Genomic DNA, 18,572 nt, shown 5'->3' on the forward strand with positions numbered 1-18,572 from the left:
CTAGACCCACTTGGCCTGGAGCAGATTGATCCCCGGATACGGCTGTGCCCTTATCCCCGACAGCCGCTTCGGGTTCCATGCGGTCATCAGCTCGTTGTGCACCACCGGGTAGAGCACGGCCTGTTCGGCGACGACGTCGATGCAGTCCTGGACCATCGTCCTCTTGCGGTCGGCGTCCGCTTCCCGCGTCGCCCGGTCCATGTCCCTGAAGAGCGCCTCGGCCACCGGGTCGTCGGCCCACCGCGCGTACCGCATCCACAGGTTCTGGGGGCCGTAGTTGTATCGCATGATCAGATCCGCGTCGAGCCCGAACTGGTTGGGGTTCGAGGCGGCGGCGACCACCTGGTAGTCCTGCTTCTGGTCCATCTTCGTGAAGACGGCGGTGGTCTCCTGCGGCGAGAGCGTCGTCTCGACCCCGATCGCGTCCCAGGACGCCTTGATCGTCGGCAGACAGTCCAGGATCCAGCTGACGTTCACCGCCAGGATCTCGACCCGCAGCCCCTTCACCCCGGCCTTCGCCAGCAGGGCCTTCGCCTTGTCGGGGTCGTACGTGTACACGCTCTTGGCCGGCCGGTAACTCGGGTTCCCCTCATCGAGGAACGAACTCGCCGGCTTCCCGTGCCCCTTGAGCGCCACCTCGATCATCTTGTCGCGGTCGATCGCGTGGTGCAGTGCCTGCCGCACCCGGACGTCGTCGAAGGGCTCGCGCCGGGTGTTGAACATCAGGAAGAGGTTGTTCATCCCGGAGCCGCCCTGGACGGACATGCCGCCCTTCTCCAGCTGCCCGATGTTGGCGTAGGGGATGTTGTCGGCGATCTGCGCGCCCGCGCTCGCCCCGGAGATCTTCGCCACGCGCGGGGCGGCGTCCACGATGGTCAGCCAGTTCATCTTCTTGAAGGCGGCCGGGCGGGGCCCGTTGTAGTCGGCGTACGCCTCGAAGGTGGTGTTGGACTTCGGGTGGTGCGCGGTCTGCCGGTACGGCCCCGAACCGATCGCCTTGCCCTTGATGGCCTCCTCCCAGGCACCCGGCCGGGAGAAGACGTGCTTCGGCATGATCTTCGCCAGCGTCAGCCGCGCGATGCCGTCCGGGAACGGGAACCTGAGCACGAGCTCGACCGTCCGCGCGTCGATCTTCCTGACCTCCTTCAGCCAGCTCGCGAAGAAGCCCTTGGCGAGGGTCTGGGTGCCCGGGTCGAGGATGCGCTCGTACACGAAGACGACGTCGTCGGCGGTGACCGGCCGGCCGTCGTGGAAGGTGGCGCCGGGCCGCAGCTCGAAGGTCCAGGACGTGCCGTCGACGTCGCCCGGTACGGCCGTCGCGAGCGCCGCGTACGGCTCGCGCGAGATGGGGTCGGTGTCGAGGAGGCCCTCGTAGATGTGGTTGTTGGCGGCCATGCAGAAGGCGGACGCGGTCTGGGTCGGGTCCCAGCTGCCGTCGTTGCCGTAGCCGATGACGGCCGTCAGCGTGCCGTTCCCGCCGCCTCGGTCACCGGTGTCGTTGGTGGACTCCGGGCCCGCCGAACAGGCGGCCAGCGACGAGGAGACGGCGGCGGCCGCGCCCAGCGCGCCGGAGTACTTCAGGAGCGACCGGCGGCTCGGCGCCGGGGCGTCACGGATCACGTCGCGCACGGTTCCTCCAGGGAGGGAGAGGAGATACGACGTCCTACGTCCTGCAGGGAGCAGCGTGACCTTAGGAGCGCCCGTGGGGGCGGTCAAGAGATCGCACACGAATGGCGTACGTGCCAGAGGTGCGACCAATGACGGATCAACGCCGGTGTGACATAACGACAGTTGAGGGTCCGTTAGGAGAGGGTTTCCCGGGGTGATCACGGGACGTTAACCTGGCGTTCCCCTGGCCCTTTCGCGTGGTTCCCGTCCGGAGGTGGGACGTCGGATGTCCGGTGAGCGTACGATGCGGCGCATGTCTCAGGAGAGCGGGAGCAGGCGCCGGCCCGAGCGGCGGGTGGGCAGCCAGATCCAGCGCGAGGTCGTGCAGCTGATCCTCGACCGCGGGCTCCGGGCGGGCGCGCCCCTGCCCACCGAGACGGAGCTGATGGAGGACCTCGGCGTCAGCCGCAACTCCGTCCGCGAGGCCCTCAAGGCCCTCCAGGCTCTCGACATAGTCGACATCCGGCACGGCTACGGCACCTATGTCGGCGAGGCCTCCCTCACTCCCCTCGTCGACGGCCTGACCTTCCGCACCCTGGCCCGGCCCGACGGCGACACCGCCGCCCTGGCCGAGATCCTCCAGGTCCGCGAGGTGCTGGAGGACGGTCTCGTGCGACGGGTCGCGGGCACCCTCACGGACGACGAACTGGACGCGCTCGCGGCCGTCGTCGACCGGATGGAGGCGGCCGGGCAGGCGGGCGAACCCGTCGCCGAACTCGACCGCGACTTCCACGAACTCCTCTACGCCTCCCTCGGCAACGCGCTCATCCCGCAGCTCCTCGGCGCCTTCTGGACCGTCTTCCTGCGGGTCGCGGGCGCCCGCGGCTGGACCGACGACCCCACCCCCGAGCTGACGGTCCGCCGCCACCGGGACATCGTGGCCGCCCTGCGCGCCCGCGATGTCGAGGGCGCCCAGCGGGCGATGTCCGACCACTTCAGAGGCATCGAGGCGAGGGCGGCGCAGGCCTCGCGGGGGGTGGGCTAGGCCATGGGGGAGAACCCGGCCGAGCCGTGGGACCCCGCCGACGCCGGTGTGCTGCGGCTGCCCTCCGGGCGGCTGGTGCGCGGCCGGGGGCTGCGCCGGCCGCTGCCCGACGGCACGGTCCCCACCTACGCCGTGTACCTCCTCGGCAAGGAGCCGCCCGAAGTCCCCTGGGAGTCCCGCTGGTTGCGCTGGCCCGACTTCCGGCTGCCCGGCGACCGGGCGGAGGCGGACCGGGTGCTGCGGGACGCCTGGGAACGGGCCGCCGTCGACCGGGTCGAGCTCGCGTGCGGTGGCGGCAAGGGCCGCACGGGTACGGCGCTGGCCTGTCTCGCCGTTCTCGACGGCGTCCCGCCCGAGGAGGCCGTGGCGTACGTGCGCCGGCACTACGACCGGCACGCGGTGGAGACGCCGTGGCAGCGGAGGTATGTGCGGAGATTCGGCTGAGCGTCGGGAGGCCCGGGAGGAGGGGCCGGAGCGGGCAAATCGTTTCCTCATGATCCTTTCCGGATATTCGGCAGGTAATCCGAGGAAAGCGGTCCATGAGGGAGGTCAGGGCGGCACCATGAGGCAGGAGATCACTCTGCTGATCCGGCCCGAACACGCCCGTCGAACTCACCTCTGAGGCCGTCAGTGACGACACCACCTTCTCCGCCCACGCCCCCCGCCCCGTCCGACTCCCGATGGCACACCGTCGGGATCATCGTCGCGGCCGTCATCACCGCGGCGGCTACCGTCACGGCGGGACTGATGGGCGCCGATTCCGAGAAGACCGAGTCCGAGGCCGGGCGATCCGTCCAGGCGACGGCGCCGGTGGAGTCGCCCACCCCGGCCGCCGACCCCACACCCACCCCCTCCGTGATATCCACCCCGCCCTCGACACCACCTTCGACCCCGCCCCCCACGCCCACCCCCACGCAGCCCACCGTCCAGGCGGAGCGTCCGGCACCGGAGTGGGCCGGAACCTGGGTGGGGACCGCCACGGAGTCCAACAGCGACTCGACCGACTCCTACCGCGTGCGGCTGGAGCTGACCGGGGGCGCCGTCAGCGGGGACATCGGCGAGGTCCACTACGAGATGCGGGACTCCCGGTGCCAGGGCGACCTGACCCTGCTGGCGGTGGACCCGGTCAGCGAGGCCCTCTCCCTCGGCGAGTACATCCGGACCGGCAACTGTGTGAAGGGCGGGCGGATCACCCTCACCCCGCTGTCGGACGGCACGCTGGACTTCGCCTACACGGGCGCCAAGGTCGACGGCTCCGAGCAGTCGGTGAACGCCGTTCTGGCGAAGGTCCGTTGAGGACGGCGGCCCCTCCTCCCCGCCACCCCTGCCCGCCCCATCCGCAGGGTGCTGCCCCTGGCCCCGCTACGGGGTTCGCCGCCGAGGCGACAACGGGGGCGGGGTGCAGCCCTCGGGGATGGGACGGGTAGGGGCGGCGGGGACGGAAGCACCCCGGGCCCGGTCCGGCTAGGGGCCGGTGCTCGCGGGCCCGTACAGCGCGTTCGGCGCGCCCGTCATCAGCGCCCAGTACCTGTCCCCGTACGACCAGTGCCACCACTCGGTGGGGTAGTTGACCAGCCCGGCCGTGGTGAGCGCCGCCGAGAGGGTGCGCCGGTTGCGGCGGGCCGTGTCGGAGATGTTGGGCGCGTCGGTGTAGCAGGCGTCGTCGCTCTCCTCGGGGCTGGCGTCCAGGCGTGTGCCCATGTCGAGTTCCTCCCCGGCGGCCGTGCACAGGGTGAGGTCGACCGCGGCGCCGGCGACATGCGGCCCGATCTCCGGCGGGGAGAGCGAACGGCTGGTCTGGACGTGGAGGAACTCCTCCGTCCAGTCGGGGTTGGCCTGCCGCAGTTCGGCGGCGTACCGCTCGAAGTAATGAATCTGCAGGGCCAGCGGCCGGTACCCCTCGGTGACCAGCAGCCGCAGCCCGTCGGGCAGCAGCCGGGCGGCCCGTGCGAGACGCCAGGCGACGCCCTCACGGAGGTGCGCGTACGCCCCCTCGGGGTCGGCCTGACGGGAGTCGACCACCACGAAGGGCAGCTCCCTCAGATCGACGAGGGGCTCACCGCACTCCTGGACCGGGACACCGGCGACCTCGGGGTCGCTCATGAGGATGATCGAAGGCATGCGTCGTCTTCCACCGGGCGGGAGCTGTGCTGCGTCGGGGTGTGTGGCAGCACCCCGGGGAGGGACTTGATCCCCTGATGTCCCTCCCCGGGGGCTTCCCCCCTTGAGTGGTGGTTCGTGGCCTGGCTCCGGGCGTCCCCCCAGCCCGTCCTGCTCGTGCGATTCCACTGTTGTCACGTTCCCACCGGTCCGTCCCCTGTGCGCTCCGGTGGGCCGACCGGCCGGGCGGTGGTCGCCCGGCCGATCCGTTGTTCCCCCGAGAACAACGAGAATGGCGGACTCCGCTGGAAGTTCTCTGCAAGTCCGCCGCAAGCGGGTTTCGGCCTGCCCGACCGTCCGGAACGCGCCTGCGTCACCCGGCTCACGCGCCCGGGGAGATCACACCCACGGCCACGGCTCGTTCCGTTCGCGGGCCTCGCAGGCGTTGAACACCGCCATGGCCTCGGCCCGCAGCTCCTCCGCGCCGGCCTGGTCCCCGAGCGCGGCCCGGACCACCGACAGATTGCGCAGGGCGCGGGCCCGGGGCAGCGGCAGGGCGAGGACGCCCCAGAGCGCGGCGGAGGCCGTCAGCAGCCCCTCCGCGTCCGTCAGCCGCCCGTCGGCCAGCGCGCACTCGCCGAGCGTGCGCAGCGTCAGGGCCTCGCCGAAGCGGTCCTCGTGGGTCCGGCAGACCTCCAGGATCTCGTGCAGCTCCGTCTCCGCCTCCCGCACGTGCCCGAGCCTCAGCCGCGCCTTGGCCCGGGCCCGCAGCGCGTACGCCGCCATGTGCGGGTCGCCGAGGTCGCGCAGGATCTCCAGCGCCTGCTCCGCCACGCGCGCGGCCTCCTCGTACGCGTCGAGCGAGCGGTGCACCAGGCTGAGCGTGCGCAGCGCCAGCGCCTCGCCGCGTCGGCTGCCGAGCCGCCGATAGGCCCGCAGCGACTCGTCGAGCAGCGGGAACGCGCCCTTCTGGTCGCCCAGTTCGAGGCGTACGGAACCGCCGTACCGGCAGGCGACCCCGACGCCCGTGTCGTCGCCGACCCGGCGGAAGCCCTCGGCGGCGTCGGTCAACGCCCGTTCCGCGTCCCGGAGTTCGCCGACCTCGCGGCAGGCGCTGCCGAGGCCGGCGAGGGCGGCGGAGCGGCCGCGGACGTCGCCCAGTTCGGTGCAGATGCGCTCGGCGGTGCGGAAGTACTCCTGGGACTCGGCGATGCGGTCCTGCTCGTAGCGGAGCTGTCCGAGGCCGATGATCAGCAGGGCCTCGCCCGAGCGGTCCTCGGCCCGGCGTGCCGCGGCGAGGGCGGCGTCGTGGCTGCGCCACCAGGCGTCGAAGCGGTTCTTGATGGCGAACGAGGAGGAGCACAGGGCCGCTGCCGCTTCGCAGGCGAGGGCGTGCAGGCCCATCGCTGCCGCGCGTTCCACCGCGGCGGTGAGGGTGTCGGCCTCGGCGTCGAACCAGGCGAAGGGGTCTTCGAGGGCTCGGCGGGTGGTTCGTGCGCCTACTGGGGTGGGGGGGTCTGCTGTGTCGCGGCTTTCGGCCGTGTGTGGTTGCTCGCGCAGTTCCCCGCGCCCCTTAGGGGTGAGCCTCTGTCTCAGAGTCACCGCGCCTGATGGGGACTGCTCCGTCACCCGGTCCATCAGCCACAGGCCGGCCGACAGCGCCCTGCCCACCGCCGCCGTGCGGTCGTCGGACGGGTCCTCGGCCTCAGCGCGTTCGGCGGCGTAGACGCGGACCAGGTCGTGCAGGCGGTAGCGGGGCTGGCCGATCTGGTCGGTGCCCGGGCAGGTGATCAGCTGGGCGTCCAGGAGTCGTTCGAGGACCTCCTCCGCCCCGTCCTCGGTCATGCCGGAGAGCGCGGCGACCGCCCACACGGCCACGTCGGCCGAACCGAGCGTGGCGACACGGCGCAGGACGCGGCGGGCGCACTCGTCGAGCGCCTGGTAGCTGAGGCCGAGCCCGGCCCGGACCTCCAGGTCGCCCACGGACAGCTCGTCCAGGCGGCGGTGTTCGTCGGCGAGCCGCTCGGCGAGGACGCTGGGCGTCCAGTGCCGCCGGGTCGCGAGGCGGGCGCCGGCGATCCGCAGGGCCAGCGGCAGCCCGCCGCACAGCTCGACGATCCGGCGGGCCGCGGCCTGTTCGCTCGGGTCGTCCGGCGTGCGTTCCGGGCCGGTGACCCTGGTGAGCAGTTCGAGTCCGCGGGCGTCGTCCAGGACGTCCAGGTCGGTGCGGCGCGCCCCGACGAGCCCGCCGAGCCGGGCCCGTGAGGTCACCAGGACCCCGCAGCTGGCGCTGCCCGGCAGCAGGGGCCGTACCTGGGCCTCGCCGTTCGCGTCGTCGAGGACCAGCAGGATCCGGCGTCCGGCGACCAGACTGCGGAACAGGTCGCCGCGTTCGGCCGTGTCCTCCGGCGGGTCGGCGCCGAGCGCCCGCAACAGCCGGCCCAGAACCTCGGCGGGCGGCACGGGCTCGCTGAAGCCGTGCAGTTCGGCGTAGAGCTGCCCGTCGGGGTACGCACCGGCGACCCGGTGCGCGGCCTGCACGGCGAGCGTGGACTTGCCGACCCCGGCGGCCCCCGAGACCACGACGACGGGCATCGCCTCCCGGGCGGCGGTCAGCCCCTCGACGACCCGGGCCAGCTCCTCCTGCCGACCGGTGAAGTCGCCGATGGCGGGCGGCAGGAGCGACACCGCCCGGGGCGGGGCCGTGCCGACGGGCCCCGGAGCCGCGGGCGCCGCCGTCGCGGCGAGCAGGGTTGGGTCGGCCCGCAGGATGGCCTCGTACAGGCGGTTCAGCTCCGGGCCCGGGTCGAGGCCCAGCTCCTCGGCGAGCACGGTCCGGCCCTCCGCGTAGACGGCCAGCGCGTCGGCCTGCCGGCCGAGCCGGTAGAGGCCCAGCATCAGCTGCCCGCGCAGCCGTTCCCGGGCCGGATGCGCGCCGACCAGCGCGGTCAGTTCGGTGACCAGTTCCGCCTCGTGCCCGCCGGTCTCCAGCTCGGCGGCGATCCGTTCCTCCAGGGCCGCCTGCCGGGCCTCCTCCAACCGCCCGGCCTCACCCCGCAGCGCCTCCCCGACCCCGCCGAGCGCCGGGCCCCGCCACAGCTCCAGCGCCTGGCGCAGCAGCCGCGCGGCCTCCGTGGGGTCGCCCTCGGCGGCGGCCCGCCGCCCGTCGGCGGTGCGGGCCTCGAACTCCGCCAGATCGACCCGGCCGACGCCGGGCCGCATCACGTATCCCGGCGGCCGGGTCTCGATCGCCTCCGCCGCCTGAGGGGGCAGCGCCCGGCGCAGGGCCGACACGTACGTCTGCACCAGCGCCCGTGCCGTGTCCGGGGGGTCGTCCCCCCAGACCACGTCCACGAGCGCGTCGGCGGGCACCACCTGTCCGGCCCGCAGCAGCAGCACGGCCAGCAGCGCGCGCGGTTTCGGGCCGCCCAGCCGCAGGGGTCTGTCACCGTGCCATGCCTCTACCGGGCCGAGCAGTCGGAATTCCAGCTCCACGGGTCCCCATCTTCCGTGCTGTCGGACCGCCGGGACAGCGGTTGCTCACGCACCGTTCGACGCTCGTGTACGGCGAGTGGTTTCCCATGCCGCGTGATGCGCCGCGGAGTTGTCGGAAAACGGGGCCACCGAAGGGAATCTTAGGTGGACGACGCGGAGATTCCCCACGTGTGTGAGGACCACCTGTGACGATGCTGTGAGGACCGCCGGGCTACGAGGGCCGCCGGGCTACGGGTGTACGGGGTACGACGCCTGGAAGGCCAGCCGACGGTCCGCGCCGGCACCGAGCGGGTCGAGGAGGTCGTCGAGGGCGTGGAACTCCTCCCAGGCGGGCCGGCCGCTCACCTCCGCCAGCCGGCCGACGAAGAGGTCCTCCAGCTCCCGCACCCGCTTGTTCTTCCACACCTTGTCGGCCAGGGAGACCAGCAGGTCCTCCACCCCGACGCCGGGCTCCGCCCACGCCGCGTGCGTGGCCGCGAACCTGGCCGACTCCGGCTCGACCCCGTGCTCCAGCAGCAGTCGGCGCCCGGCCTCCTCGTGCGCGGAGCCGGGGCCCGACAGCTCCCCGGGGTGCGTGATCTTCCCGATGTCGTGCGTGGCCGCCCCGAAGAGCGCGGCCGCGCGGTCGAACGGCAGCCGCGGGTGCCGCTGTTCCAACCAGGCGGTCAGTTCGTGTGCCACGTCGTGGACGAGCCGTAGGTGTGCCGCGAGCCGGGGCGGGGCGCCGAGGCTTCGCAGCAGCGTCACGGCCCGCTCGGGCAGGGGGCGCAGTGGCGGGTCGGTGACGGCGGTCAGCGGATCGGTGGAGCGCGACGAATTCACGGGATGTGTCTACCGGCCCGCGGGGGCCGTCGGGCGAATTCAACGCATCCGTGCGCAACCGGAGTTGTGCGGGACAGACTCCAGGCGAGTTTAGATACATTGGGTCATCGAGGAGATGCGAAGAGTGAAATTCGATGGTGCGGGGGAGCACCGTGAAGGCAGGTGGAGAAGGCTCGGGGGACGGTACTCGGCGGGCGCGTCGAAGAGGCGGAGGAATCGGTGGAGGAATTGCGGCGGACGGCTGAAAGGGCGGGAATTGTTCTGCCGTCACCGGGCCTCTCGGCGGCGGCCCTGCGGTGAACGGCAACGGGAGGAGACCGGCGATCGGCACCTATGCGGTGGACACCCGCACGGGGCACGTCGGCCGCGTCATGGGCCACGAGGGGCCCTACGTACAGCTCCGGCTGGTCGGCGGCGGAAGGGAGTGGGACTGCGCCCCCGAGGTCGTACGGACCGCGACGACCATAGAACGGCTGCGGGCCGCGACGGCCTACGAGAACGCACGCAGCCGGGGCGAGGTCCCTTGAAGGGATGACCGCCGGACGAGGTCCCGCCGCGCACCGGCCGTAGGCGAGAATGGGCGGCATGAGCCTATTCCGGGACGACGGTGTCGTGCTGCGCACCCAGAAGCTGGGTGAAGCGGACCGGATCATCACGTTGCTCACCCGTGGGCACGGGCGGGTGCGGGCCGTGGCGCGCGGGGTGCGGCGGACCAAGTCCAAGTTCGGCGCGCGGCTCGAACCCTTCTCCCACGTGGACGTGCAGTTCTTCGCGCGCGGCAGCGAGCTGGTCGGGCGCGGGCTGCCCCTGTGCACCCAGAGCGAGACCATCGCTCCCTACGGCGGCGGCATCGTGAGCGACTACGCCCGCTACACCGCCGGGACGGCCATGCTGGAGACCGCCGAGCGGTTCACGGACCACGAGGGCGAGCCCGCCGTGCAGCAGTACCTGCTGCTCGTCGGCGGGCTGCGCACCCTCGCCCGCGGCGAACACGCCCCGCACCTGGTCCTCGACGCCTTCCTGCTGCGCTCCCTCGCCGTCAACGGCTACGCCCCCACCTTCAGCGACTGCGCCAAGTGCGGCATGCCCGGCCCGAACCGTTTCTTCTCCGTCGCCTCCGGAGGCTCCGTCTGCGTGGACTGCCGGGTGCCCGGCAGCGTCGTACCCTCGCCACAGACGCTGGAACTGCTCGCGGCGCTCCTTACGGGAGACTGGGAGACCGCGGACGCGAGCGAGCCGCGGCACGTCAGGGAGGGCAGCGGGCTGGTGTCCGCCTATCTGCACTGGCATCTGGAGCGCGGCCTGCGCTCCCTTCGGTACGTGGAGAAGTCGTAGGCACGACCGACCCACCGGCACCCCTAAGGAGACGAGAAGCACATGGTGGTACGCGGGTTCCTCGGGCGTCAGCGCCGCGAGTACAAGGCGCCGACGCCGCACCCGTCCGGCGCCCGCGCGCCCAAGCTCCCCGGCGAGCTGGTCCCCGAGCACGTGGCGATCGTCATGGACGGCAACGGCCGCTGGGCCAAGGAGCGCGGGCTGCCGCGCACCGAGGGCCACAAGGTCGGCGCCGAGCGCGTGCTCGACGTCCTCCAGGGCTCGATCGAGGTCGGCGTCCGCAACATCTCCCTCTACGCCTTCTCCACCGAGAACTGGAAGCGCTCGCCCGACGAGGTCCGCTTCCTGATGAACTTCAACCGCGACTTCATCCGCAAGACCCGCGACCAGCTCGACGAACTCGGCATCCGGGTCCGCTGGGTGGGCCGGATGCCGAAGCTGTGGAAGTCGGTCGCCAGGGAACTGCAGGTCGCGCAGGAGCAGACCAAGGACAACGACCTGCTGACGCTGTACTTCTGCATGAACTACGGCGGCCGGGCCGAGATCGCCGACGCGGCCCAGGCCCTCGCCGAGGACATCCGCGCGGGCCGCCTCGACCCCTCCAAGGTCACCGAGAAGACCTTCGCGAAGTACCTCTACTACCCGGACATGCCGGACGTCGACCTCTTCCTGCGTCCCAGCGGTGAGCAGCGCACCTCCAACTACCTGCTCTGGCAGAGCGCCTACGCCGAGATGGTCTTCCAGGACGTGCTGTGGCCCGACTTCGACCGCCGTGACCTGTGGCGGGCGTGCGTGGAGTTCGCCTCCCGCGACCGCCGCTTCGGCGGTGCCGTCCCGAACGAGGAACTCCTCGCGATGGAAGCCGCGATGGAGGGCCGGACGGAGGGCTGACCGTGACGCGGGCCGGCGGGGAGAACGTGGAGCTGGTGTACCGGGCGGCGGTCGGGGACTTCCGCGAGGCGGTACGCGTGTCCGCGCGCGCCTCGGCCGCCGGCCGGTGGGGCCGGGCGCTGCTGCTGTTCGCCGCCGGGGCGGGCCTGCTCGTCACGGTCGTGACGCTCGCCCTGGGCGCCCTGCCCGACGCACGGGCCCTGATGACGCCGGTGGCGGCGGGCGGCCTCGTCCTGCTGCCGCGGCTCCAGGCCCGCCTCCTGCACCGGCGGGCGGCGGCCCTCGGGCTGCATCGCGCCGTGCTGGACCCGTGGGGCGTGACGGTCGCGCACGACCGGGGCACCGAGCGCCCGGCCCGCTGGTCCCAGGTCTCCCGGTACGCGGAGACCCCGCACACCTTCGTCCTGCTCAGCGGCGCCCACGCACCCCGTCTCACCGTGCTCCCGAAGCGCGGCCTGGCGACCCCCGCCGACGCCGACCGTCTCCGCGCCGTCCTGACCCGCGAGGGCCTGACCCGGCTGTAGGGGGCGGAGCCCCGGCCTTTCAGAGGTGCGGGGAACTGCGCGAGAAGCCCCCACGCACCCGCACCCGCCGACGCGCGCCCTACGACGTCTTGGCCGCGCAGTCCGCGCAGGTGCCGAAGATCTCCACCGTGTGGGCGACGTTCACGAAGCCATGCTCGGCGGCGATCGCGTCGGCCCACTTCTCGACCGCGGGGCCCTCCACCTCCACGGCCGCGCCGCAGATCCGGCAGACCAGGTGGTGATGGTGCTCGCCGGTCGAGCAGCGGCGGTACACGGACTCGCCGTCGGAGGTGCGCAGGACATCGACCTCGCCCGCGTCGGCGAGGGACTGCAACGTGCGGTACACGGTGGTGAGCCCGACCGAGTCGCCTTTGTGCTTGAGCATGTCGTGGAGTTCCTGCGCGCTGCGGAACTCGTCGACCTCGTCCAGTGCCGCGGCCACGGCCGCCCGCTGCCGGGTGGAACGACCTCGTACAGGTCCGGCGGTCGTCACCGTTGCCTCCTCACGTAGCGGTCTTGCGGGGGCCATTGTGCCAGCCCCCGTCGACCCCGTTCAGCCGCCGGTCAGCTCGCGGACCCCTCGGCGGAGCCCCGGGCGGCCGGAACCGTGTCCTTCGCCACACCCGTCCCGGCGGCCTCCAGGGCCTGCGGGACCCCGCACTCCGCCGGGTCCCCGGGCGCCGTCTCCAGGGCCCGCGCGCGGCGCTTGGCCAGCGGTGTCGCCAGCGCGGTCAGCACCATGAACGCGGCGATGGCGAGCAGCACGATCGTCGCGCCGGGCGGCACGTCCTGGTAGTACGAGGTGACCGTGCCGCCGATCGTCACGGTCACCCCGAGGGCCACGGCGATCGCGAACGTCGCCGCGAAGCTGCGGGTGAGCTGCTGTGCGGCGGCGACGGGCACGACCATCAGCGCGGACACCAGCAGCAGTCCGACGACGCGCATGGCGACCGTCACGGTCACCGCCGCCGTGACCGCCGTCAGCAGGTTCAGCGCCCGCACCGGCAGACCGGTGACCCGGGCGAACTCCTCGTCCTGGCTGACCGCGAACAGCTGCCGGCGCAGCCCCAGCGTCATCACGATCACGAACGCGGCGAGCACGCAGATCGCGGTGATGTCCTCCTGTGACACGGTCGACAGCGAGCCGAAGAGGAACGACATCAGATTGGCGTTGGTGCCGCCGGGCGCGAGGTTGATGAGCATCACACCGCCGGCCATGCCGCCGTAGAAGAGCATGGCGAGCGCGATGTCGCCGCGCGTCCTGCCGTACCAGCGGATCAGCTCCATGAGCACCGCGCCCACCACGGACACCAGCGTCGCCATCCAGACCGGCGACCAGGAGAGCATGAAGCCGAGGCCGACGCCGGTCATCGCGACATGGCCGATGCCGTCGCCCATCAGGGCCTGACGGCGCTGGACGAGGTAGATGCCGATGGCGGGAGCGGTGATGCCGACGAGGACGGCGGCGAGCAGGGCCCGCTGCATGAAGGCGTAGTCGAGGAGTTGCATCGTGGGTGCCTTCTCAGCTCAGCAGACCCGTACGGACGGGCTCGGCGCCCGGTGCCGCGTGCGGGTGGACGTGGTCGTGGCCGGGCAGCGCGTGCTGGCCGACCGCCTTCGGGGGCGGGCCGTCGTGGGTGACACAGCCGTCGCGCAGGACGACCGCGCGGTCGATCAGCGGCTCCAGAGGGCCGAGTTCGTGCAGGACCAGCAGCACGGTCGTGCCGTGGGCGACCTGCTCGCGCAGGGTCGCGGCCAGCACCTCCTGGCTGGCCAGGTCGACGCCCGCCATGGGCTCGTCCATGATCAGCAGCTCGGGTTCGGAGGCGAGGGCACGGGCGATGAGGACGCGCTGGTGCTGGCCGCCGGAGAGGGCGTTCACCGAGTCCTTGGCACGGTCCGCCATGCCGACCATGTCCAGGGCGTGCCGGATCGCCTCGCGGTCGGCCTTGCGCAGGATGCCGAGGCGGGTACGGGAGAGCCGGCCGGAGGTCACGACCTCCGTGACCGTCGCCGGGACACCGCCGGCGGCCGTGGTGCGCTGCGGCACGTACCCGACGCGCCGCCAGTCGCGGAAGCGGCGCCGGGGGGTGCCGAACAGCTCGATCTCGCCGGCGCTGACCGGCACCTGCCCGATCACCGTGCGGACCGCGGTGGACTTGCCGGAGCCGTTGGCGCCGAGCAGCGCGACGACCTCACCGCGGCGCACGGTGAGGTCGATGCCGCGCAGGACGGTGCGCGAGCCCAGGTCGGCGCGGACGCCGCGCAACGTGATGACGGGCTCGGTCATGCCTGCTGCCTCCGGATGATCAACAAGGTCACTTGGCTCCCAGGGCCGTCTGGAGGGCCTTGAGGTTGGCTTCCTGGACCGCGAAGTAGTCCTTGCCGCGCGACTTCTCCGTGATGCCCTCGATCGGGTCGAGGACGTCGGTCTTCAGGTTCGCGTCGGCGGCGATGGTCTTCGCGGTCTTGTCACTGACCAGTGTCTCGTAGAACACCGTGGTCACACCGTCGGCCTTCGCCATCTTCTCAAGGTCCTTGACCCGGGCGGCACTCGGCTCGGACTCGGGGTCGAGACCGGTGATGGACTCCTCGGTGAGGCCGTAGCGCTCGGCGACATAGCCGAAGGCGGCGTGGGTGGTGATGAAGACCTTGGTCTTCGTGTCCTTCAGCCCGTCCACGAACTGGTCGTTCAGCGCGCCCAGCTTCTCGACCAGGGCCTCGGTGTTGGTCTTGTAGGTGTCCGCGTGGTCCGGGTCGGCCTTCTCGAAGGCGGCGCCGACGCCCTTGGCGACCTCGGCGTACTTCACAGGGTCGAGCCAGATGTGCGGGTCCTTGCCCTCCAGCTCCTCGTTCTCGTGGTCGTCGTGCTCGGCCGAGTGGCCGCCGACCTCGTTGCCGTGGTGCTCCATGTCGGTGAGCGTGGCGGCGTCGATCTTCGTCTCGTGGCCGGACTGCGCGACCGCCTCGTCGACGGAGGGCTGCAGGCCCTTGAGGTAGAGCACGGCGTCCGACTCCTGGAGCGCGGCCGTCTGCTTGGCGCTGATCTCCAGGTCGTGCGGCTCCTGGCCGGGCTGGGTCAGACTGGTGACGTTCACGTGCTTCCCGCCGATCTGCTCGGCGAGGAAGGCCATCGGATAGAACGACGCGACGACGTCGAACTTGTCGGTGTTGCCCGCGGCGGCGGTGTCGCCGCCGCACGCGGTGAGAGTGGTGAGGCCGAGAGCGGCGGCCGCGGTCGCCGCCGCGGGTATCAGAAGGCGTCGTCGTACTACGTTCATGACAGTCATTTTCATCTTGTCTGGAAACGATTGTCAACAAGCCGGGTGGTAAGCCCTTGGTAAGGCGTTTGTCCGGCATCGGCCGTCTCCTTCTTCGAACCGATTTGATCCGAGGGCAGGCCGCGCCGGTAACCTGAAGCATTCGCTCTGAAGCGCGTCCGCTTCCTCCAGGAGCGCATCGCTTCGTCGCCCGTCGTCGTAATGAAGAGAGCACCGTGGCCGCCGACAAGATCGACACCATCGTCAGCCTGAGCAAGCGCCGTGGCTTCGTATTCCCGTGCAGCGAGATCTACGGCGGCCAGCGTGCCGCCTGGGACTACGGACCGCTGGGTGTCGAGCTCAAGGAGAACCTCAAGCGTCAGTGGTGGCGCTACATGGTGACGTCGCGCGAGGACGTGGTCGGTATCGACTCGTCCGTCATCCTGGCCTCCGAGGTCTGGGTGGCATCCGGCCACGTCGCCACCTTCTCCGACCCGCTCACCGAGTGCACCGCGTGCCACAAGCGGTACCGCGCGGACCACCTGGAAGAGGGGTACGAGGAGAAGAAGGGCTACGCCCCGGCGAACGGCCTGGCCGACATCAACTGCCCCAACTGTGGCAACAAGGGCCAGTTCACCGAGCCCAAGCAGTTCTCGGGTCTGCTCTCCACCCACCTCGGCCCCACCCAGGACACGGGCTCCATCGCCTACCTGCGTCCCGAGACCGCCCAGGGCATCTTCACCAACTTCGCCCAGGTGCAGACCACTTCGCGCCGCAAGCCGCCCTTCGGCATCGCCCAGATGGGCAAGTCCTTCCGCAACGAGATCACGCCCGGCAACTTCATCTTCCGCACCCGCGAGTTCGAGCAGATGGAGATGGAGTTCTTCGTCAAGCCGGGCGAGGACGAGAAGTGGCAGGAGTACTGGATGCAGGAGCGGTGGAACTGGTACACCGGCCTGGGTCTGCGGGAAGAGAACATGCGGTGGTACGAGCACCCGCAGGAGAAGCTCTCCCACTACTCCAAGCGCACCGCCGACATCGAGTACCGCTTCCAGTTCGGCGGCAGCGAGTGGGGCGAGCTGGAGGGCGTCGCCAACCGCACCGACTACGACCTCGGCGCGCACTCCAAGGCCTCCGGCCAGGACCTGTCGTACTACGACCAGGAGGCGGGCGAGCGCTACACGCCGTACGTCATCGAGCCGGCGGCCGGTGTCGGCCGCACGATGCTGGCGTTCCTCCTCGACGCCTACACCGAGGACGAGGCGCCCAACGCCAAGGGCAAGCTGGAGAAGCGCACGGTGCTGCGCCTCGACCACCGGATCGCCCCGGTGAAGGTGGCCGTCCTGCCGCTGTCCCGCAACCCCGAGCTGTCCCCGAAGGCGAAGGGGCTCGCGTCGGCGCTGCGGCAGAACTGGAACATCGAGTTCGACGACGCGGGTGCGATCGGTCGGCGTTACCGCCGCCAGGACGAGATCGGTACGCCGTACTGCGTGACCGTCGACTTCGACACGCTCGACGACAACGCGGTGACCGTGCGCGAGCGGGACTCGATGAAGCAGGAGCGCGTGTCTCTCGACCAGATCGAGGGGTACCTCGCCGCTCGGCTCGTGGGCGCGTGATGCCAGGGCCGGGTTCGCGTCTGCCTGGCTCGAGTGGTTGACCGCCGCGGGTCGTTCGTGGCTGGTCGCGCAGTTCCCCGCGCCCCTTACGGGCGCGGGGAACTCGGCGTTCTACAGGTCCAGGTCGGCGAAGAGGGCCGCGTGGTCGGAGGCCTGGTCGACCTTCGAGGTGACCGTGGCGAAGGACGGGAAGGTCCTCGGCGCCCAGATGCCCCGGCGTTCCACGCCCACGTGCGTGACCCGGTCCCACAACTCCGGGCTGAACATGAGGTAGTCGAGCTTCTGCTCGTCGCGCTTGCCGGTGCCGTGGGTGCCCGGGGGCTGGGTGCCGTAGCTGTCGTGGGTCATGGCCTCGCGCAGGCCCGCGTCGAGGAGGAGCTTGATGGGGGCCTGGTCAGTGTGTCGTTGAGGTCGCCGGCCACGACGACCCGTGAGGAGCGTTCGAGGGTGGCCTCCTAGATCTCCCTGACCCGCTTCGCTTGGGCCTTGCGGCGCTTGTCGTTCTCGGAGGCCTTTCCGAAGCCCTTGCTCTTGAATTGACATCCTCCCCCTCCTCGAAGGGGGATTCCAACCCGGGTGGGTTGAGGTTCACGGACGCTCGGCCGCTGGTTGGGCGGTGTCGTCCCTCCGGCACCGGCTGTGCGCCGGGGGCGGGGGATGCCGCCCTGTCCTGCCGCGATGTTGATGCTTGCGTTGGTGTCGGCGTTGCAGGTGAAGCCGCAGGAGGAACAGACGAACCCGGCTTGGCTCTTGCGCGAGTTCTTGTCGATCCACCCACAGGCACTGCACCGCAGAGACGTGTCGGGGGCGGGAACGTCTTCGACCCGGCCGGGGGCCTTGTGTCCGGTGCGCTGGCGGAGCAGGCCCCAGCCCTGGGCGAGGATCGCCCGGTTCAGGCCGGACTTCTGCGCCACCTGCCTGCCGGGCCGTTCCACGGTTCCCTTCGCGGAGCGGGTCATCGTCTTGATGTTCAGCTTCTCGAACCGGATGAGGCCGTAGGAGCGGGCGAGCATGGTGCTGGTCTTCTCGCACCAGTCCTTGCGCCGGTCGGCTTCGCGCGCCTTGAGTCTGGCGGCCTTCGCGTACTCGGCCGCCTTCTGAGGGCTGTCCTTCTTCGCCCGTGCCGCGCGCCGCTGGTGCTTTCGGACCTGGGCGCATTCCTTGACGGTGGGCTGTGGGCAGTTCAGTGTCCGGCCGTCCGACAGGGCGGCAGTGATGGTGACACCCCGGTCGATGCCGATCACCTCACCCGTGCCGGGTACCGGGGTCGGCTCGGGGATGACCGCGAACGCGATGTGCCACTGCCCGTTGCGGAAGTTGACCCGGAACGTCTTCGCGTCGGGCAGCTTCGCACCCTTGCCCTTGACGCTGAGGCGGAACCGGACCCAGCCGGGCACCCTGACCTGCGCCCACCGCCGGTTCAGCCTCTGCACGACCACCGACCGGCCCATCACCTGCCTGCCGGTCTTCGCGTTCAGCTTCGGCGACCCGTCCACGTGATACTCCGGTACGCGGTCGGTGCCGATGACCCGGAAGCCCTCGTGCACATGCTTCCTGCGCCAGGTCGGCTCACCGAACCCCGAAGTGAACCGGGCGCTCTTGGCCCGGGCGAAATCCTTCAACGCCTGCTGCTGCACATCCGCGTTCCCCTCACCCAGCCACTCGCTCTCCCGCCGGGCTTCGGTGAGCTGACGGCACTGCTCCGCGAAACCGGGCGCCGACGTGCGCCACCGGCGCCAGTGCGCATGCTGCTCAACGGCGAGGTTCCAGACGTATCTCGCGTGTGCGCAGTGCGTGAGCATCTGCTCGGCCTGCGCGCGCGACGGATACATCCGGAAACGTGACATGCCCCGAACCTAGGCACCTCGTTCCC

18 protein-coding genes are annotated in these 18,572 nt (G+C 71.3%); 8 read left to right on the forward strand and 10 right to left on the reverse strand.

Annotated features, from left to right (window positions below; translation table 11 throughout):
• Positions 1 to 1,629 (reverse strand): ABC transporter substrate-binding protein, encoded by a 1,629-nt coding sequence (locus P8T65_RS31085; RefSeq protein ID WP_316728475.1) that lies wholly within the window; start codon positions 1,627 to 1,629, stop codon positions 1 to 3.
• Positions 1,630 to 1,912: 283 nt separating this feature from the next.
• Here P8T65_RS31085 and P8T65_RS31090 point away from each other — a divergent pair, with 283 nt between their 5' ends.
• From P8T65_RS31090 to P8T65_RS31100, 3 genes are all read left to right on the forward strand, one after another.
• Positions 1,913 to 2,653, forward strand: a complete 741-nt coding sequence (locus P8T65_RS31090) for a FadR/GntR family transcriptional regulator (protein ID WP_316731795.1) — start codon at positions 1,913 to 1,915, stop codon at positions 2,651 to 2,653.
• Positions 2,654 to 2,656: 3 nt separating this feature from the next.
• Positions 2,657 to 3,097 (forward strand): protein phosphatase, encoded by a 441-nt coding sequence (locus P8T65_RS31095; protein ID WP_316728476.1) that lies wholly within the window; start codon positions 2,657 to 2,659, stop codon positions 3,095 to 3,097.
• A gap of 186 nt (positions 3,098 to 3,283) precedes the next feature.
• Entirely contained in the window at positions 3,284 to 3,949 is a 666-nt protein-coding gene (locus tag P8T65_RS31100; protein WP_316728477.1) for a hypothetical protein, read from the forward strand.
• A gap of 168 nt (positions 3,950 to 4,117) precedes the next feature.
• On the opposite strand, the gene P8T65_RS31105 is transcribed toward P8T65_RS31100, so the two are convergent.
• The 3 genes from P8T65_RS31105 to P8T65_RS31115 form a co-directional block, all read right to left on the reverse strand.
• Positions 4,118 to 4,774 (reverse strand): M15 family metallopeptidase, encoded by a 657-nt coding sequence (locus tag P8T65_RS31105; protein ID WP_184894261.1) that lies wholly within the window; start codon positions 4,772 to 4,774, stop codon positions 4,118 to 4,120.
• Positions 4,775 to 5,152: 378 nt separating this feature from the next.
• Positions 5,153 to 8,248 carry a BTAD domain-containing putative transcriptional regulator gene (locus tag P8T65_RS31110; protein ID WP_316728478.1) on the reverse strand — a complete coding sequence of 1,032 codons (3,096 nt, stop codon included), beginning with the start codon at positions 8,246 to 8,248 and terminating at the stop codon, positions 5,153 to 5,155.
• A gap of 228 nt (positions 8,249 to 8,476) precedes the next feature.
• Complete coding sequence (locus P8T65_RS31115) at positions 8,477 to 9,070, reverse strand: HD domain-containing protein (protein WP_316728479.1); 594 nt, start codon at positions 9,068 to 9,070, stop codon at positions 8,477 to 8,479.
• A 296-nt stretch (positions 9,071 to 9,366) separates the two neighbouring features.
• Between P8T65_RS31115 and P8T65_RS31120 the strand changes: the two genes are divergently transcribed.
• Genes P8T65_RS31120 through P8T65_RS31135 form a run of 4 tightly spaced genes read left to right on the forward strand, consistent with a single transcriptional unit; the run spans position 9,367 to position 11,820 of the window.
• Complete coding sequence (locus P8T65_RS31120; protein WP_316728480.1) at positions 9,367 to 9,597, forward strand: hypothetical protein; 231 nt, start codon at positions 9,367 to 9,369, stop codon at positions 9,595 to 9,597.
• Positions 9,598 to 9,655: 58 nt separating this feature from the next.
• Complete coding sequence (gene recO, locus P8T65_RS31125) at positions 9,656 to 10,405, forward strand: DNA repair protein RecO (RefSeq protein WP_184894268.1); 750 nt, start codon at positions 9,656 to 9,658, stop codon at positions 10,403 to 10,405.
• 42 nt (positions 10,406 to 10,447) lie between these two features.
• Positions 10,448 to 11,296: an isoprenyl transferase gene (locus P8T65_RS31130; RefSeq protein WP_316728481.1), complete on the forward strand. Its 849-nt coding sequence runs from the start codon at positions 10,448 to 10,450 to the stop codon at positions 11,294 to 11,296.
• 2 nt (positions 11,297 to 11,298) lie between these two features.
• On the forward strand, positions 11,299 to 11,820 hold the full coding sequence (locus P8T65_RS31135; protein ID WP_316728482.1) for a YcxB family protein: 522 nt from the start codon (positions 11,299 to 11,301) through the stop codon (positions 11,818 to 11,820).
• Positions 11,821 to 11,899: 79 nt separating this feature from the next.
• On the opposite strand, the gene P8T65_RS31140 is transcribed toward P8T65_RS31135, so the two are convergent.
• From P8T65_RS31140 to P8T65_RS31155, 4 genes are all read right to left on the reverse strand, one after another.
• Positions 11,900 to 12,313, reverse strand: coding sequence for a Fur family transcriptional regulator (locus P8T65_RS31140; protein ID WP_184894274.1), 414 nt, complete (start codon positions 12,311 to 12,313; stop codon positions 11,900 to 11,902).
• A 71-nt stretch (positions 12,314 to 12,384) separates the two neighbouring features.
• Entirely contained in the window at positions 12,385 to 13,329 is a 945-nt protein-coding gene (locus P8T65_RS31145) for a metal ABC transporter permease (RefSeq protein ID WP_316728483.1), read from the reverse strand.
• A 13-nt stretch (positions 13,330 to 13,342) separates the two neighbouring features.
• Positions 13,343 to 14,110 carry a metal ABC transporter ATP-binding protein gene (locus P8T65_RS31150; RefSeq protein ID WP_230211786.1) on the reverse strand — a complete coding sequence of 256 codons (768 nt, stop codon included), beginning with the start codon at positions 14,108 to 14,110 and terminating at the stop codon, positions 13,343 to 13,345.
• 28 nt (positions 14,111 to 14,138) lie between these two features.
• Positions 14,139 to 15,101: a metal ABC transporter substrate-binding protein gene (locus tag P8T65_RS31155; protein WP_316728484.1), complete on the reverse strand. Its 963-nt coding sequence runs from the start codon at positions 15,099 to 15,101 to the stop codon at positions 14,139 to 14,141.
• Positions 15,102 to 15,316: 215 nt separating this feature from the next.
• Between P8T65_RS31155 and P8T65_RS31160 the strand changes: the two genes are divergently transcribed.
• Entirely contained in the window at positions 15,317 to 16,699 is a 1,383-nt protein-coding gene (locus P8T65_RS31160; RefSeq protein WP_230211788.1) for a glycine--tRNA ligase, read from the forward strand.
• 111 nt (positions 16,700 to 16,810) lie between these two features.
• Here P8T65_RS31160 and P8T65_RS31165 read toward each other — a convergent pair whose 3' ends face one another.
• Both P8T65_RS31165 and P8T65_RS31170 read right to left on the reverse strand, forming a co-directional pair.
• On the reverse strand, positions 16,811 to 17,047 hold the full coding sequence (locus tag P8T65_RS31165; protein WP_316728485.1) for a hypothetical protein: 237 nt from the start codon (positions 17,045 to 17,047) through the stop codon (positions 16,811 to 16,813).
• 107 nt (positions 17,048 to 17,154) lie between these two features.
• Positions 17,155 to 18,546, reverse strand: coding sequence for a transposase (locus tag P8T65_RS31170; protein ID WP_316728486.1), 1,392 nt, complete (start codon positions 18,544 to 18,546; stop codon positions 17,155 to 17,157).
• Between the last annotated feature and the right edge of the window lie 26 nt (positions 18,547 to 18,572).

The sequence above is a fragment of the Streptomyces sp. 11x1 genome (genome assembly GCF_032598905.1).
Lineage (GTDB): Bacteria > Actinomycetota > Actinomycetes > Streptomycetales > Streptomycetaceae > Streptomyces.